Annotated in this window: 14 protein-coding genes; 6 read left to right on the forward strand and 8 right to left on the reverse strand. The window is 27.1% G+C overall.

Going from position 1 to position 17,252, the window contains the following annotated elements:
• Positions 1 to 39: 39 nt before the first annotated feature.
• The 4 genes from BMUR_RS04645 to BMUR_RS04660 all read right to left on the reverse strand — a co-directional run bounded on the left by BMUR_RS04645 (position 40) and on the right by BMUR_RS04660 (position 5,383).
• Entirely contained in the window at positions 40 to 786 is a 747-nt protein-coding gene (locus BMUR_RS04645; RefSeq protein WP_013113442.1) for a hypothetical protein, read from the reverse strand.
• Positions 773 to 2,155 carry a restriction endonuclease subunit S domain-containing protein gene (locus BMUR_RS14320; protein ID WP_013113443.1) on the reverse strand — a complete coding sequence of 461 codons (1,383 nt, stop codon included), beginning with the start codon at positions 2,153 to 2,155 and terminating at the stop codon, positions 773 to 775. Before BMUR_RS14320 ends, BMUR_RS04645 begins: the two co-directional genes overlap by 14 nt.
• Positions 2,156 to 2,174: 19 nt before the next feature.
• Positions 2,175 to 4,205 (reverse strand): N-6 DNA methylase, encoded by a 2,031-nt coding sequence (locus BMUR_RS04655; protein ID WP_013113444.1) that lies wholly within the window; start codon positions 4,203 to 4,205, stop codon positions 2,175 to 2,177.
• 65 nt (positions 4,206 to 4,270) lie between these two features.
• The gene (locus tag BMUR_RS04660) at positions 4,271 to 5,383 is read right to left on the reverse strand and encodes a tetratricopeptide repeat protein (protein WP_013113445.1); all 1,113 of its coding nucleotides are present in this window, start codon (positions 5,381 to 5,383) and stop codon (positions 4,271 to 4,273) included.
• 182 nt (positions 5,384 to 5,565) lie between these two features.
• On the opposite strand from BMUR_RS04660, the gene BMUR_RS04665 reads away from it, so the two are divergent.
• The 3 genes from BMUR_RS04665 (at position 5,566) to BMUR_RS04675 (ending at position 9,418) form a co-directional block, all read left to right on the forward strand.
• Positions 5,566 to 6,609 (forward strand): ABC transporter substrate-binding protein, encoded by a 1,044-nt coding sequence (locus BMUR_RS04665; protein WP_013113446.1) that lies wholly within the window; start codon positions 5,566 to 5,568, stop codon positions 6,607 to 6,609.
• Between the two features lie 63 nt (positions 6,610 to 6,672).
• The gene (locus tag BMUR_RS04670; RefSeq protein ID WP_013113447.1) at positions 6,673 to 7,677 is read left to right on the forward strand and encodes an ABC transporter substrate-binding protein; all 1,005 of its coding nucleotides are present in this window, start codon (positions 6,673 to 6,675) and stop codon (positions 7,675 to 7,677) included.
• A gap of 76 nt (positions 7,678 to 7,753) precedes the next feature.
• Positions 7,754 to 9,418: an ABC transporter permease gene (locus tag BMUR_RS04675; protein ID WP_013113448.1), complete on the forward strand. Its 1,665-nt coding sequence runs from the start codon at positions 7,754 to 7,756 to the stop codon at positions 9,416 to 9,418.
• 258 nt (positions 9,419 to 9,676) lie between these two features.
• On the opposite strand, the gene BMUR_RS04680 is transcribed toward BMUR_RS04675, so the two are convergent.
• Complete coding sequence (locus BMUR_RS04680) at positions 9,677 to 9,913, reverse strand: hypothetical protein (RefSeq protein ID WP_013113449.1); 237 nt, start codon at positions 9,911 to 9,913, stop codon at positions 9,677 to 9,679.
• A 25-nt stretch (positions 9,914 to 9,938) separates the two neighbouring features.
• Positions 9,939 to 10,706: a biotin--[acetyl-CoA-carboxylase] ligase gene (locus BMUR_RS04685; protein WP_013113450.1), complete on the reverse strand. Its 768-nt coding sequence runs from the start codon at positions 10,704 to 10,706 to the stop codon at positions 9,939 to 9,941.
• A gap of 184 nt (positions 10,707 to 10,890) precedes the next feature.
• On the opposite strand from BMUR_RS04685, the gene BMUR_RS04690 reads away from it, so the two are divergent.
• The gene (locus tag BMUR_RS04690; RefSeq protein ID WP_013113451.1) at positions 10,891 to 11,655 is read left to right on the forward strand and encodes a basic amino acid ABC transporter substrate-binding protein; all 765 of its coding nucleotides are present in this window, start codon (positions 10,891 to 10,893) and stop codon (positions 11,653 to 11,655) included.
• Positions 11,656 to 11,766: 111 nt separating this feature from the next.
• Here the strand turns inward: BMUR_RS04690 and BMUR_RS04695 are convergent, their stop codons facing one another.
• Together BMUR_RS04695 and glyS are read right to left on the reverse strand one after the other, a co-directional pair.
• Positions 11,767 to 12,501, reverse strand: coding sequence for a hypothetical protein (locus BMUR_RS04695; RefSeq protein ID WP_013113452.1), 735 nt, complete (start codon positions 12,499 to 12,501; stop codon positions 11,767 to 11,769).
• 164 nt (positions 12,502 to 12,665) lie between these two features.
• Positions 12,666 to 14,759 (reverse strand): glycine--tRNA ligase subunit beta, encoded by a 2,094-nt coding sequence (glyS, locus tag BMUR_RS04700; protein WP_013113453.1) that lies wholly within the window; start codon positions 14,757 to 14,759, stop codon positions 12,666 to 12,668.
• A gap of 253 nt (positions 14,760 to 15,012) precedes the next feature.
• Here glyS and lpxC point away from each other — a divergent pair, with 253 nt between their 5' ends.
• On the forward strand, positions 15,013 to 16,305 hold the full coding sequence (lpxC, locus tag BMUR_RS04705; RefSeq protein ID WP_013113454.1) for a UDP-3-O-acyl-N-acetylglucosamine deacetylase: 1,293 nt from the start codon (positions 15,013 to 15,015) through the stop codon (positions 16,303 to 16,305).
• Between the two features lie 74 nt (positions 16,306 to 16,379).
• The gene (locus BMUR_RS04710) at positions 16,380 to 17,237 is read left to right on the forward strand and encodes a sigma-70 family RNA polymerase sigma factor (protein ID WP_013113455.1); all 858 of its coding nucleotides are present in this window, start codon (positions 16,380 to 16,382) and stop codon (positions 17,235 to 17,237) included.
• The last annotated feature ends 15 nt before the right edge of the window (positions 17,238 to 17,252 follow it).

A 17,252-nucleotide genomic window follows, 5' to 3' on the forward strand; every position in this document is an offset into this window, starting at 1 on the left:
ACATTCTTACATAATATAAGCATTTGGATATAAAAATTATTAATAAATATTATCAAGAAACAATTTATTAATATCAGAATTTTTACTGTTTATCATATAGTTTTTTATTTCTTTTAATAGTTCATTTGTAATTTCTGGATTAATATATTCTAATGCCAAATAATGTCTATTAAATATACTACTGATTAATAATGTATATAATAAATATTTTTTTGAACATTTATTTTTTTTATGATAAATATTTGAAAAATCATCTTTGTATTTAAACATTAGTTTGTCTAATATACAAGCAATATCTTTAATTTTACAATATAATATACAATACTCTAAATGAATTTTCCTGTTTTCTGAAAATATCTTGCTTACTGTATTTTTAGATATATTTGACGACATAATATCAAAAATAATATCATAACTATCTTTTATAACATTAGACATAGGTTTTGTTATTACATAATGATGCTGTACAGGATTTCTATATTCCTCTGTAATGTCTCCTAATTTTTCTATAGCTTTTTTTAATTTCTTAGAGTAATTATCCCCTTCTATAAAAAAATTATTTACATTTTTCCAATAGCTAGCATAGTTAGGCTTCTCTTGCTTTCCCAAAAAAACATCATATTCATAAGACAACATTAATTCAGATACTCTGGTAAGCAGAATAATTAACTGCAATTCTTTATCTTCTATATTTTCCAAAGTCAAAAACAATATAGTTTTTAATGAAGTAAATATATTATTTTTATAAAATTTATATTTAGCTTCATGTTTATTATCTTTCCCCATTTTCTATAGTATCCTCAACTTTCTTTTTAGCCTCTTCAAGTAAAGCCTTGGCCTTATCCCTAGCCTTATAAGCCTCCTGAACCTTCTCAGCTATAATATTTTGAACATTTTTATCTAAATTTGGAATTTCTATATCACATATAGCATTACTATCAAAAGCTGTTAATATTGTTCCTTTTGTTATCTTTTTTAATAACTCTTTTATTAAAGTTAATCTAAAAAAACAAAATAATGTTTCAGGATTTATAAATTCATTTTCATTAAAAACTAAAAAACCAGTTGAACAAAGTAAATTATTCTTATTATTGTAGATTAAAGATGATTTATCTAAAGAACCTTCTACAGATGATATAATAACATCATTATTATTTAATAATCTTCTAGCCCTAGATGGTAATTCATATCCGTAATATAATTCTAAATTATTTATAAATCCCATTGAGTCTATATTAGAAAGTTCTATATATTCATATTTTTTATTTTTATCTATAGAAACTAATTTATTATTTATTGAATTCAAATCAATTATTTTAATACAACCATTTTTATAAGACTGTATCTTATCCATTATTATTTTATATTTTTCCTGATAATACTCTGCATCTATTCGCTTTGCTAATAATGTTTCGCTGTAATTAACTATGGAATAATTAACTTTTTTCTTTTTAATTTCTAATTTATCAAAGCCAATTTCTTTTTCTAATATTTGATTAGCCTCTTTCATTAAAGAATTAGATTTCTGCCTTTGATTATGAGCCTCCAATACAAGTTTTTCTATAGACTTTTGAAACTCATCACTGAATATTGGAACTGGTACTTTTCTTACAGATTCTTTATCAATACTTGGAGGAACTGCACCTGTAACTCTTTGATGTAAAAAAAGTTGCCCATAATAAGAACTTAAATAAATATATAAATAATGACAATTGATATTATTTATTGGTACAATAGAAAAAAGATTCATTCCCAAAGTCATTGGTATATTTAAATTTGGAACCTGATATACATTTCCAGGACTTCCAACCTTATTTATAGCTATTTCAAATCCTCTTAATTTTGATTTTTCTAAAAAATTATAAGCTGATTCAGATACATATAAAACGTCATTCTCAAAATCATTATTTTCAAGTTCTTTTGTTCTTAAATAGTAAGCATAAGATTTATAATTTAATAATGTTACATGGTTTCTTAATGTTTCATAAGAACCATTAGAATGATAATCACCCAATGAATATATAAGTTCCCTTAAATATTTCCATTTATACTTTTTTATTTTACTATATGCTATTTCATATTTTGGTAAATAAAACTCGGCATCGAAACGCTTTTCTTTACTTGCTTCGCTAAAATAAACTATAGAATACTGCATATAAAAAATCCTTATAAAATTAGTAAGTCCAGAAACTAAATTTTTCTTTCTTAGCAAATTCTATAAATGCCTCAGCTATACCGTCATCTAATGAACCATCATGATTATGAAGATCATGATCTTTTATTTTATGTCCATGTTTATCTAAAAGTTCATTGCCGTTTTTATCTTTTGCATATACATATTCTCCGCTATTATCTTTGCCTGCCTTTTCACTTACAGCAAAAAATATTGGATAGTCTTCTACTTTAGGGCAATAATATAATGGATCTGAATTATCATTATTCCATTTTTGCAAAAATATTACGCTTGTTTTTGTTCCTGTATGCGGTTTGAATGTATTTCCATGAAGCCCTACTACTGCAAGTATTCTAGCTTTTTCAGAAATAAAATCTCTTATATATTCATCTGTAGCATTATTAAATCTTCCTTGAGGTAAAACCAAAGCTAAACGTCCGCCGTCACGAACAAAATCTAAATTCCTTTCTATAAATAAAATATCCCTTCCTATAGATTTTTTACCTTTTTTTGCTATTTCATATTTTGCTAATATTCTATGCTCTTTTATCTCACCTGCAAATGGTGGATTAGCAAGTAATAAACAAAAATCAAATAGTTTATAATCTTCTTTATTAACTGAATGCTTAATTAGATTATTAAATGCTTCTCGGTAATCTGAATCTCTTTTTTCGTCCCAACGTTTCTTATCATAATCTAATGTGTTAATATGAAGTACATTAGTTTCACCATCACCAGCAATCAAATTCAAAGTTCTTGCAACACGTACAGCTCTTTCATCAAAATCAAGCCCAAATATATTTTCTACATATTCTTTTTCATCATCATTAGGTTCTTGTCCGTCAAATAAATGTCCTATCATATTAAACCAAGTATGAACAGGAAAACCGCAGCTTCCAGCGGCTGTATCAATCATACTTTCATTTTTATGAGGATTAAGCATTTTCACGCACATATCTATAACATGTCTAGGTGTAAAATATTGTCCTTTCTCACCTTTGGAGTCTTTATTTATCAAGTATTCAAATGCTTCATCTATTACTTCGAGATTAGAATTAAATAATTTTACTTTCTGTAATGAAGATACGCAAACAGCCAAATGAGATGATGAAAGAGAAATTGTACTATTTGCTGGAAATACATTTTTCCACTTTTTCTGGGCTCTTTCAAATAAATCATTTATAGCTTTTTTTAATTCATCATCATAGCCGTAATTATAAAAACCCAATTTCTTTAATTTTGAAAGTCTACTGTCATTTGAATATTTTAATTCTTTTAATTTTTTTATTTTTTCTATAAACGGTTCTTCTTCATCTATATCAGCAAGTGTATATATTGTGGCTTTATCTTTTGAAATTACTGAAAATTCATCATAAAGTTTAGTAAATATTAATTTAAAACCTTCTTCAAATACATTAACTCCTGCATTTGCTAATACTTCATCTTCCATATCTTTAATAATTTTTTTTAATGTAATATTTTTCTCAAGCAGCCGGTCTTCTATCATTAAATCTAATAATGTAAAGGGTTCATTTAAATAATCACTTAATTTTTCTCCTTCTTCTGGTATGCCCTTAATACTTTCAAAATAATTTGGATCCTTTCTATGCCAATATTCTATATCTATACCATTAGTCCATACAGCAAGAGGTGCACCTGTGGCATTTGTATAGCTTTTTAATTGTTCCTTACCTTCTTTTTCTTTAGATTTTTTTAATTCTATGATAATTTTTGCATCACCATCTTTATTGTTTATAACAATATCAGCTCTTTTTTTCTCTCTTCCAAAAGATATTTCACTTTCTAATATTATATCAGAAGGGTTATATTTATAATCTTTCATCAATCTATACAAATATAATTGGCGTACAAGCTCTTCTGGTGTAGCTTTTATATCTTTATTTCTAATTTGACATTTTATTTTTAGAATATTTTTTTCATCAATCGTACATAATTTTTCTATATGATTTTTTTCTTCATTATTGAATAAAGTCAATTTATTTAATTCTTCAGACAAAACAGAATTTTGCATAAAATAAACCCTAAATATTTTATTTTACCTATCGGACATAGTGAAAAAATTATTAGATATTTATATTACTTCTTCTTGGGCAAATGCTTTATAATCTGACCTTCAATCTGTATTGATTTTTGTTTTGCATCATAGCCTAAAATCTTGCCGTACACTTCTATATAATTTTTAGGTTCTAATGTTACAGTTACATTCACTATTAAATCAGCAACACCTGCAATGTCTTTATCATTAGTGTCGTAAATTAATATTCTTGCTTTCTTTTTTGGTATGCCGTCAATATTAGTCTGAGTTACTCTGTTTACATCGGCTTTCCATTTCACATATCCGCCATTGTATAGGTCGTAATTCTCTGCTACTGTAAGATAACTAGGACTCTCTCTGAATATATTGTAGTCTGGTGCTATTACAAATTCTTTTAAAACTCTAAATCGCTCTTTTAAATATTCATTAATGTCGCTTTTTAATGCACCGTTTATTATCATAACAGCTTCATTAACAGATGCACTTCTCATATTGTTTTTAGCCTTATCAAACATTTCAGCTACTTCGCGAGGTGAGTATGTAGGACTTTTTGCACTCTCTGGTATCTTTCCGTCTTCAAGCCCCTCGAATAAGTAAACATTCTCTAGTTTTTCTCTTAACTCTTTTTGATCTTTATCAAGAAGTACATATCTTATTTTGGGGTATAATCTGTCTATTGTTATGTATGAAACAAATGTAAGTATAAATGCTATTGGAATAAGAAAAAGAAATTTTGATACTGCTATTTTCTTTTTGCCTAGTAAATATGATCTTGGATTAATCTCATCACCTCTAGCATTATTTGTAAGAAATCTTATCCTCTCTATATTGTCTTTTGCAACTTTATTTTCAGGCTCTAAATCTAATATTCTAAAATACTCTCTCAAAGCATTTTCTCTATGCCCGTTATTAAGACTTATATATGCCTTTGCAAGCATACCGTTAATACAAAAACTGTCTTCTCTAAGAGCTTTTCTTGAAAGTTCTTCAGCACCATAAAAATCTTTTAAAAATATATCAGCAAATGAAAGCATAGCAAGTGCATCTGCATCATTTACAATTCTTGATTTATTACTTAGAAGAAACTCCTTTGCTTTTTTATACTTCTTTTTTTTGATTAGAGTATATGCTGTAGAGGCTATTTTGCTTTTCATAATATAGATTACAGTCCTAGTATTAAAATGTTAACATAATTATCGATATTATGATAACTTTTATTAGCATTTTTTTATTATGTAAACTTATATGTTATATTATTTATAAAAAACAAGGCATTTTTTATTGACAAAAAAACAATATAATATATTTTATTCTAAAATAATTTGGGGATAAAGCCATGTATTTTTTTAATAAGTTAGTAAGAATAGTTATGTTGTTAGCTGTATTTGCGATAATATTTTCATGCAGCAAAAATATAAATAATCAAGAAAAATCATCTTTAGTAATATACTCTCCTTCATCAAGAGATTTTATAGACCCATTAATAGAAGACTTCAAAAGTAAAAATCCAAATATAGAGGTAGAAGTTATTATAGCAGGCACAGGTGAATTAATAAAAAGAATAGAAACAGAACAAAATGATCCTCTATGCGATGTTTTAATGGCAGCTAATATTAATTTGGTAAAAAATAATCGGAATCTATTTGAAAATTATATAACAACAAATGAAAATGAGATAATGGACAGCTATAAAAACATAGAAGGCTCAATGACTAGATTTATGATAAGCCCAAGTGTATTAATAGTTAATACTAATCTTATAGGAGATATAAAAATAGAAGGATACAGTGATTTAACTAATGAAAAGTTAAAAGGAAAAATAGCTTTTAATGATCCTTCTTCGTCATCATCTTCTTTTAAGCATTTAGTTACTATACTATATACTATGGGTAAAGATGATATAAATAATGCTTGGGATTATATAGAAAAATTATGTGCTAATTTAGACGGCAAATTATTAACAGGTTCTTCTGCAGTATACAAAGGAGTTGCCGACAGTGAATATGCTGTAGGACTTACTTTTGAAAATGCTGCTGCCAATTATGCGGCTGCTGGTTCTCCTGTAAAATTAGTATATATGAAAGAAGGCGTCATAATGGAGCCTGCTGGAATATATATTATAAAAAATGCTAAAAACTTGGATAATGCCAAAAAGTTCGTTGATTATATGACTAGCTTTGATACTCAAAAGAAAATGAATGATGAACTTAATGCAAGAGCTATAAGAAAAGATTTAGGCAGTTCTCCTATTTTAGTAAATATAAATGATATTAATGCTATTACAGATAATGCTGAATTAGAAAAAATAGATAATTTTGTAAAAGAAAATCAGGAAAATTGGCTTGAAAAATTTAAAGATATCATAACATCAAAATTATAACAATATAAAAAATAATATTGTTTGATTTAATACACATATATATAAAAAAATAGGAGCAATCTTATGAAAAAAGTTATTTTATTATTTCTAATATCAATAATAATATTTGCATCTTCATGTTCAAAAAAAGAAGATAATCAAAACAGTTTAGTAATTTATACTCCTGCAACTAGATTTTTTATTGACAGATTGGCAGAAGATTTTAAGCAAAAAAATCCTGATATAAACGTAGAAATTATTATAGCTGGTACTGCTGAAATAATAAAAAGAATAGAAGCAGAAAAAAATGATCCTTTAGGCGATATATTTTTTGCTGCAAATGAAAATATACTTAAATACAATTCCAGTCTTTTTGAAGAATATGTTTCAACAAATGCTGATAATATATATGATGATTACAGAAGCAAAGAAAAATATATCACTGGTTTTATGCTAAGCCCAAGTGTATTAATAATAAATACAAATTTGATAAAAGATATAAAAATAGAAGGATATGCTGATTTACTTAATCCTGCATTAAAAGGACAAATAGCATTCAATGATCCTACAACGTCATCATCTTCTTTTGAACAATTAGTTAATATGCTTTATGCTATGGGAGAAGGTAATCCGGATAATGGCTGGGATTATGTTGAGAAATTATATGCTAATTTGGACGGCAAACTTTTAAGCAGCTCCTCTGCAGTATATAAAGGAGTCGCTGATAGTGAATATGCAGTTGGGCTTACTTTTGAAAGTGCTGCTGCCAACTATATACATACAGGCTCTCCTATAGAAGTAGTATATATGAAAGAGGGAGTACTTACTAAAGCTCATTCTATGGCTATAATAAAAAATGCTAAACATTTAGAAAATGCCAAAAAATTTGTTGACTATGTAACAAGCTATGAAGCCCAGAAAATCATTAATGATGAGTTATTTACAAGAGCAATAATAAAAAATTTGGAAGGCTCTGAAATACTTATACCTCTTGAAAACATCAATGATATAAAAGAAGATGAAGAGATGGTTGATAAAAATAAAGATGCTTGGCTTGAAAAGTTTAAAAATATAGTTACAGGATCATAACTATATTGTATATAAAAAGCTGCTTAAAAAATAAAAATGCACAAATACTAAAAATATACTAATTAGAACTATAATTATGAAAAATAATATAAAATATTTTTTCAAAAAAATGGACTTTTGGACATATATTACGTTTTTAATTGTTTTAATATTTGCTTTATTTTTAGTTTATCCGTTATTTTCACTTTTTTTAAGCAGCTTTAAAGATATAAAAACAGATGCTTGGACATTTGGTAATTTTATCAAATTCTTTACAAAAAAATATTACTACAGCACATTAATAAACAGTTTTACAGTAACTATCTCTGTAACAATTCTTGCTGTATTAATAGGCACTCCTTTGGCATATTGTATGAAGATATATAATATAAAAGGTAAAAAAACAGCAGAAATATTAATAATAATATCTATGATGTCTCCTGCCTTTATAGGTGCTTATTCATGGATACTGCTGCTTGGAAGAAATGGAGTTATAACCAGATTTTTTTCATATATAGGTATTAATATTCCTACAATATACGGCTTTGGAGGAATACTTTTAGTTTTTTCATTGAAATTATATCCTTTTATATTTATGTATGTAAGCGGAGCTCTAAACAAAATAGATTATTCTCTTTTGGAAGCTTCAGAAAGTTTAGGAGCTTCAAGCTTTATAAGAAATATTACTGTTACTATACCTTTAATAAAACCTACTATACTTTCTGCAAGTCTTATTATATTTATGAATGCATTAGCTGATTTCGGTACTCCTATGCTAATAGGAGAAGGTTATAGAACTATGCCTACTATGATATATTCTGAGTTTATAAGCGAGGTTGGAAGTAATGCTAATTTTTCTGCTTCTATGTCTGTTATAATGATAGTTATTACAACAATAATGTTTATTATACAAAAATATATTGTAAATAAAAAATCTTATGCAGCTAATTCTATAAATACTATAAAGCCAAAAAATATAAAAGGTATTAAATCAGTATTAATTCATCTATTTTTATATGTTTTAATATTTATTTCTTTACTTCCTCAAATAACAGTTATATATACTTCATTTCTTAAAACCAACAGATCAGTATTTACTAATGAATACTCACTTGAAAGCTATATAACAATATTTCATTCACTAGCATCATCTATAAAAAATACATATATATACGGCATAATAACAATTATATTAATAATCATAATAGGAATGCTTACAGCTTATATAACATCAAGAAGAAAAAATGTACTAACAAATATAATTGATATAGTATCAATGTTTCCATATGTAATACCGGGTTCAATATTAGGAATAACATTTTTACTTGCCTTTAATAAACCGCCTATAATATTAACTGGAACTTCCATCATTATTATAATATCATTAGTAATAAGAAGACTTCCATATACATTAAGATCTAGTTCAGCTATACTCTATCAAATAAATAAAAATGTTGAAGAGGCTTCCATAAGTCTTGGTGCCTCTCAATTAAAAACATTTTTTAATATCACATCAAAATTAATGCTTTCAGGTGTATTATCAGGGGCTGTACTTAGCTGGATTACAGTTATTAATGAATTAAGCTCTTCTATTATACTTTATACTACAAAATCGCGTACAATGTCTGTAGCTATTTATCAGGAAGTTATTAGAGCAAGCTACGGAACAGCCGCTGCACTTTCTACTATACTTACATTTACTACTATCATATCACTTATTATATTTTTTAAGATAAGCCGTCAAAAAGAAATAAGCCTATAAACTATTATTTGTATAACATGTAGAATTTTGTATAATATGTAAAATATTACACGTAAAAGTTGTAAATTAAGTCATTTATTTAAAAATATTTTTAAATTCTGTATTGACAAAACCGATATATAGTATACTATACATATTAGATTGTTTTTATTTTTTATCATATGTTTTCTTAAAAATGCCTATCAAGTAAAACCCCATTTATTTGATAGGCTGTTTTTTATCACATATAAAAAATTGATAATTAATACTAAAATAAATCTAATCTTTTTTATTAATTAAAAATTCTCTCGCTAAAAATATGCTGAACACTATAAGTATAATACCGCTTATAGCTGCACTTATATACGGTGTAACTCCAAATAATAATGATATAATAGCCGTTGTTACAGTGGCTAATATAATGACTATTAATTCTAATATCACAAGCACTATAATTCTTTTTTTATTAATAGGCTTTTTTTCTTCTGGTTTTTTATATGGTATTGGTTTTCTCATAATTACCTTCCATTTAAGTTTATTTTTAATAATTTGTATCTATATCTAAAGAAGCTCTTGATATCCAAGTTTCTGTTTTGTTATCAGTCTCTACTACCAAATAGCCTTCTTCTGTTATATCTTTTACCAAAGCTTCAGTGTCTTTACCGTCTTTTTTTGCCTTGATAGTTCTTCCTATCATATTACTGTACTCTCTAAAATATTGTGCCAAACTTTTATCGCTGTTATAAACTTCCTCAAAATAATAAATTAAGTCCTTATAAAAAATCTCTAATCTAACCTTGCTGCCTGTTTCCATATAAAGAGATGCTGCCTTATTCTGTATATCTGAAGTAAAATCTTTCTTTTGATGATATAAGTTAACACCAGTACCTATAACACATGCATTTTTGTCATTAACAGAAGTAACTTGAATTAATGTTCCAGATATCTTTCTGTTTTTTACCAAAACATCATTAGGCCACTTTACATGAGCTAATATATTATATTTTTCTCTAAGGCATTTACTCAATGCAATACCCGGAAGAAAACTCAAAGCCTCTTTTTTAAATGGGCTGTAAAGCAAAATACTAAACCATAATCCTAAATCATTATCAGACTGCCAAGTATTCCCGTAACTGCCCTTTCCTGCTGTCTGCTTCAATGCTATATATACACTTCCCTCTTCAAGTTTTACACCATTATTTAAATCTTCAATCATTTTTTTGTTTGTACTTTCTAATGATTCAAATAATACTGTATTTTGTCCGTATATTTTTGTATTCAAATTATTTGTAAATATGTTAACTTTCATATTTTTATTATATATTAAATAATCATTATATCAATATTATGATAACTATATTTTTTAATATAAAACATATTTAATTTTAAAAATATAAAATTATATCCTTGACTTTTAGATTATATTGAAGTAATATTTTTGCAAATAAATACTATAAATAGTATTTAACAAATTAAATAAAAGAAGGTTCAAAATGAAAAGAATATTAATATTTATTATGATTATTTCATCAGCATTATTATCATCATGCTCAAACAATTCAAAATCATCAAATGCTTCAAATACAGCAGAAGAAACTATAAAAGATCCTATATATGTAGGTATAGATGTAGATTTTCCTCCTTTCGGATATTTGGATAATGGTAATATAGCTGGTTTTGATTATGATATTATGAGCGAGGCTCTTAAATTAGCAGGAATTAATGGAGAGTTTGTTCATATGCAGTTTAGCGGACTTTTACCTGCTTTACAGGCTAAAAAAATAGATGCGATAGTAGCTGGTATGACTGTAACTGAGGAGAGAAAACAGTTTGTTAATTTTACAGAGCCCTATTATGTATCAAGTCAGGTAATGCTTGTTCATAAAGATGATAATACTATCAGTACATTTGATGATTTAGCAGGAAAAAATATAGGTGTTGTTATAGGAACTACTGGAGATACTGTAATGAGTGAAAGAACAGATATTAATGTTGAAAAATTTGATACTGGTGCTGCTGCCGTACTTGCTTTGAAATCAAAAAAAATATCTGCTGTAGTATTTGATAAAGAGCCTTGCAAAAACTTTGCAAAATATAATGATGATATAAAATTAATAGAAAGCGATGCTATAGAAGAAGATTATGCCATTGCTGTGAGAAAAGAGGATACTTTACTTTTAGAAAAAATTAATGAAGGACTTGCTCAGATAATGACAAACGGAACTTATGAAAAATTAATAGAAAAGAATTTCAAATAAAATTGTAAAAATATATTTCATACTCCTTAAAAATAATTTTAAAAAAATTATAGGCTTTTAGAAACTTCAAATATTCTAAAAGCCTTTATTTATTAATTCAAAATATAAAAATTATTTTACTTCTTTCAAATTACCTTTTAAAGTTAAAACACCATTTTCAAAAGTACCCTGTAAATCTCCCTGCCAATAAGCAATACCATCTTTGGCTTTATCAGTAACCATTTGTATATTATTAAAATCTATATCGTTAGAAACTTGAGAAGTACTTATTTTATTATTATCTAAACCATAACCTATTTTGAATATTCCATTAGTATCAGACTTTAGCTCATATACCCAAGGATAAACTGTAGGACCTCCTGCATGAGCATATCTTATAGTGATAATGCCTGCTTCATCTTTAGTTACCCCTGTACCTGTAACTTTAGGTCCGTTAGTACCGTCTAAAGTTTTTTGAGATATTCCGCTGCCGTTCATTCCGTCAAATCCGAAAGTTTTAGCAGGGGCAACTCCATACAATACAAAAAATCCGAATCCTCTTTCTATTTTATTATTAGCAAATTGATTATTCTGATATCTGTAAGCGTCCCAAGATTTTGTAGCTCCTTTTGGTGTTGAAGCTCCTGTTTCAGCATCTACTTTAGCATCAATATTTCCATAAGTACCTGTAACTTTTAAATATGAGCTTTCCATTAATTTATTGTCATCATTAGCATTTTCATCAAATACAGCTTTAAAATCTATATCCATAGTTCCTGCTGCATCATTATTTGATGATGTATCTGTTTTCGTACATGAAGATATCAAAACAGATATAATAAGTACAATTAATATTATTTTGTTCATTCTTACTCCTTTTTTGTATTTATCATATAATAAAATATATACAAAATATTACAATAAGGAAATGTAAATTTTTTTTATATTTAATAAATTACATAGTTAAACAAAAAAGCACCTCCATTTTTTTATAAACGAAAGTGCTTTTATAATTATTTATTTTTTAATTACTATTTTACCAAACTAGAGAAATCAAGCATGTTTTTGAAAATTTTATCTACTGAAGAAAGCAAAGCTATACGGTTATTTTTAATCTTTTCATCTTCCACATTAACCATTATATCTTTAAAGAATTTATCCAAAGGTTCATAAAGACTCGCAAGAAGAGAGAAAGTTTTTTCATATTCTCTATTTTCCATAAGTTTATTCACTTCATTTAATTTTTCTTTATATGTATTATATAATGATTTTTCTGCTTCTTCTTTTAATAAAGCTTCATCTAAATTAACATCTTTAGCAGATTTAATCATATTTTTAATTCTTTTAAATACTGTTAAAAGATTAGAGAATAAAGCCTCATTTTTCTTTCTAAACTCATCAATAGCTTCTATTTTTAAGTAAGCATCATACATATCGTCTATACCTGTAGAGAGAACTCCTGCAACAGAGTCTTTAGCAAAATCAATATCATTTTCAAAACGTGATTTAAAGAACTCAAATATATCTTTTATTAAATCTTCGCTTTTATTATTTCTTGCATCTTTAGGCATAGAATTAATTGCATCTTCTATTAATTTTTTAAGATTAACATGCTTTTTAGATTTTATAAGTATATTTATAATACCAAGAGCCTGTCTTCTTAAAGCATTAGGGTCCTGAGAACCAGTTGGTATATCACCTACATAGAATCCTGCCGCTATATTATCCATTTTATCAAGTATTGCTATAGCTTTACCAGTATCATTAGAAGGTATTTCATCAGCAGCAAATAAAGGTCTGTACTGTTCATTAATAGCTAATGCAATATCATCATTAAGATTCATAGCTTTAGCAAAATATCCGCCCATTATACCCTGAAGTTCTGGGAAGTTATAAACCATATTGCTTACTAAATCTGATTTCATATATTTAATAGCTTTAAGTATATTATCCTTATCTTTTTCATATCCTAAAAGTTTTATTAAAAGCTCAGAGTTTTTCTCAAGTCTTTTTACTTTATCGGCAACACTTCCAAGCTCTTTTCTAAACATTAGCATTTCAAGTCTTTCATTCATCTCATCCATACCTTTTCTTATATCTTCTTGGTATAAGAATCTTCCGTCTGAAAGTCTTGCTGTTAATACTCTTATATTTCCAGCTATTATCTGAGGAGTTTTAGGCTGATTTGCAGTTATTACAAATACATTAGTTAAAGATCCGTCTTTTTTACATAATGGGAAGTATTTCTGATGTTCTATCATTTCGCTTGTTAATACTTCTTTAGGAACTTCCAAAAATTTAGAATCAAATTCAGCAGTTAGTAAGTACGGCTCTTCCACCAAATCTACAACTATTTCTGATACTTTTTTCTTAGAAACTGCCTCAAATCCAAACTCTTTTTCTATATTTTCTAACTGACTAATAATATTTTCAAGTCTTTTTTCTCTTGACACAACAACATGTTTTTCAAGCAATACTTTCTCATAATCTTTAGGATTATGAATTTCAGTAAACTCTGGAGAAAGAAGTCTATGTCCTGTTATTTTATTGTTGGTTTCTATTCCAGCAACAGAAGTTTTAATAATTTCATCTCCGAATAAAGCAAGTACATTTCTAATAGGACGTACAAAAGCAAAATCTTTATCAGCCCATCTCATCTTCTTTTTAAAATCTATTTTAGAAACTATATCTTCCAATACTTCTTCAAATAGTTTTTTAGTTTCTACACCCTTTTTCTCTTCTTTTACAAATAAATATTTTTTTCCGTTTACTTCTTTTATATATGGTCTATTGAATGCTTCATTTTCATCTATATTTTTCATTAATCCTGCATCAATATTATGAGATTTTAAAAAACCTTCTCCTGCTTTTGTCAATACCCCGTCTTTTAAAGCACTTTCAAATAAAGGCCCTCTAAACTCTACAACTTCATCTTTAGATTTTTCTTCTACATCTTCAGCAAGAATTGATAATCTTCTCGGAGTTGTATAAGCTGTTACAGATTTGAAGTTTACACCATTACTTTTCAATGTTTCTTCCATAATCTTTTTAAAACTGATACTTGCAGGATAGGCAAAATCTGCAGGTATTTCTTCAACCAATATTTCAATAAGTAAATCTTTCACTTTAATATTCCTTAAAATAATATATTAACTGCTATATTGTATATTTATATATAAAAAAAACAATATTTTTTAACTGATAATTTATAATTTTATTAACTATTTGTTTAATATAAGGTTATAATAAATATAAGGATAATAATATTTGTACAAAATTGTATATAATTGACGATAATCTTACTATTGATTTTATATAATTATTATAATATATTTATAATATAAAAATTTGCAACACAATTATGGAAGATTTTTTAATATGCAGACAATAAAAACAAAACAAAATATATTAATAATAGATGATGAAGAAGACATACTTACAACATGTCAAACTATTTTAGAAGATGAAGGCTATGATGTAGAGATAGCAAAAAATAATAACGAAGCTGAAAAAATACTAGAAAGTAAAAATATTAATTTGGTATTTTTAGATGTATGGCTTCCTAATGTAGATGGGCTTGATATTTTATCACATATAAAAGAAAAATATCCTTCTACAGTTGTTATTATGATGAGCGGACATGCCGGAGTAGAAACAGCCGTAAGAGCTACAAAAATGGGAGCTTATGACTTTTTAGAAAAGCCTATAAGCATATCTAAATTACTTTCAAGCTGCGATGAAGTTTTTAAAGATCATGTTAATAATAATATAGAAATAGAAAATACAAATAATGAACATACAAATAAAAAAACTGAATGCAAATATAAAATACATCAAAGAACAATAGCTAAAAGTGTAGTTGTGAGCGGTTTTGCTCTAATGGAAGGAAGAAAAACTGCATTAACGCTTGTACCTGCAGAAGCTAATACTGGAATAGTTTTTATAGATATTAATACAAATACTCATATAAAATTATCCCCTGAAAATATTTTATCAAAAGATAAGTCCGGAGCCGTTAATTCCACTGCTTTGGTATCTGGAAACAGATATATAAAAACTACAGAACATTTTTTAGCAGCACTTCATATGATGGGCATTACCAATTTAATAGTAAAATGCGACGGAGAAGTTCCTAATGTAGATGGTTCGGCTTTGGTATTCTGCGATGCTTTAAAAGAGGCTGGTTTTGTTGAACAAGATGATTATGCAGATCCTATAGTTATAGATAGTACTTTAACTTACGGAAATGTTAATGATGATGAAACTTACATTATACTATCACCTTATGACGGACTTGAAGTAACTTTGCGTATAGATTTTGCGGGTTCTATAGGCGTTCAGAAATACACTTATAAATTTGAAAACTTTGATCAGTTTACAGAAGAAATAGGTAAAGCTAGATCATTTAATACTATAGATAATATAGACTATGCTCAGAAAATGGGTATGGCTGGAAGCGGTATGATAGGAAGCCATATATTATTATGCGACGGTAAGGTTATAAATACAAAACTTCATTTTGATAATGAGTTTGTAAGGCATAAAATTTTGGATATAATTGGAGATTTATATATTTTATCAAGACCAATAAAAGCTAAAATAACTGCAAATAAATCCTCACATTCTTTTAACCATTCTGTTGTGCATGATTTGGCAAATAGATATTTATAAAATTAAGCATATTGATTTAATAATCAAAAATGTTAAAATATCATACCAAAATTTTTGTTTAAGAGTTATAACATATGGCAGATAGCAGACTAAAAACGAATACAACAGAAGAACAAAATAATATATCTCTATATTTTGCTGATGCTAAAAAGGAAAAGCTATTAACCCGCGAAGAGGAAATAGAACTTACAAAAAGGCTAAAAGAAGGCGATGCAGAGGCAAGGTCTAAACTTATTAGAAGCAATTTAAGATTTGTTATAACTATTGCAAAACAGTATAAAAACAGCGGACTTCTGCTCGAAGATCTTATAAGTGAAGGCAATATGGGGCTTATAATAGCAGCTGATAGATTTGACCCTGATAAAGGATATCACTTTATATCATATGCTGTGTATTGGATAAGGCAGAGTATATTAAGAGCTATCAATGAAAAATCAAGACTGATAAGGCTTCCTCTCAATAAAGCTATGGATTTGGTTGATTTGGAACGTACAGTACATCAATATTACTATAAAAGCGGATATACTCCTGATGTTAATGAGCTTGCTGCTATATTAAATAAAGACCCTAACGATATACTGCATATTATGTCTATGAGTACAGAGCATATATCTCTTGAAGGAGAATATAATTATGATGGAATGAAGGATAGGCTTATAGACACTATAGAGGATAAAACTTCAAAAAATGTTGAAGAGACTGCTATAAATAAAGAGCTTATGGAAGAATTAAAAACTGCTATTGAAAGTTTGTCGGATATAGAAAAACAGATAATCAATGCAAGATATGGTATAGACCAAGAGAGAAAAACGCTTAAAGAAGTTGGAGAGATGTTTTCCTTTACTAAAGAACGTATAAGACAAATAGAAAAAAAAGCATTAAGAAAAATGCATTCTCAGAAATACAGTTCATTAAAAGATTTCTTAAAATAGAATTTATTATAAAAA

This window comes from Brachyspira murdochii DSM 12563, from assembly GCF_000092845.1.
Classification (GTDB): domain Bacteria; phylum Spirochaetota; class Brachyspiria; order Brachyspirales; family Brachyspiraceae; genus Brachyspira; species Brachyspira murdochii.

Coding starts and splice junctions, on each gene's coding strand:
- BMUR_RS04645 (WP_013113442.1), bottom strand. CDS start 786: ATGGGGAAAGATAATAAACATGAAGCTAAATATAAATTTTATAAAAAT.
- BMUR_RS14320 (WP_013113443.1), bottom strand. CDS start 2,155: ATGCAGTATTCTATAGTTTATTTTAGCGAAGCAAGTAAAGAAAAGCGT.
- BMUR_RS04655 (WP_013113444.1), bottom strand. CDS start 4,205: ATGCAAAATTCTGTTTTGTCTGAAGAATTAAATAAATTGACTTTATTC.
- BMUR_RS04660 (WP_013113445.1), bottom strand. CDS start 5,383: ATGAAAAGCAAAATAGCCTCTACAGCATATACTCTAATCAAAAAAAAG.
- BMUR_RS04665 (WP_013113446.1), top strand. CDS start 5,566: ATGTATTTTTTTAATAAGTTAGTAAGAATAGTTATGTTGTTAGCTGTA.
- BMUR_RS04670 (WP_013113447.1), top strand. CDS start 6,673: ATGAAAAAAGTTATTTTATTATTTCTAATATCAATAATAATATTTGCA.
- BMUR_RS04675 (WP_013113448.1), top strand. CDS start 7,754: ATGAAAAATAATATAAAATATTTTTTCAAAAAAATGGACTTTTGGACA.
- BMUR_RS04680 (WP_013113449.1), bottom strand. CDS start 9,913: ATGAGAAAACCAATACCATATAAAAAACCAGAAGAAAAAAAGCCTATT.
- BMUR_RS04685 (WP_013113450.1), bottom strand. CDS start 10,706: ATGAAAGTTAACATATTTACAAATAATTTGAATACAAAAATATACGGA.
- BMUR_RS04690 (WP_013113451.1), top strand. CDS start 10,891: ATGAAAAGAATATTAATATTTATTATGATTATTTCATCAGCATTATTA.
- BMUR_RS04695 (WP_013113452.1), bottom strand. CDS start 12,501: ATGAACAAAATAATATTAATTGTACTTATTATATCTGTTTTGATATCT.
- lpxC (WP_013113454.1), top strand. CDS start 15,013: ATGCAGACAATAAAAACAAAACAAAATATATTAATAATAGATGATGAA.
- BMUR_RS04710 (WP_013113455.1), top strand. CDS start 16,380: ATGGCAGATAGCAGACTAAAAACGAATACAACAGAAGAACAAAATAAT.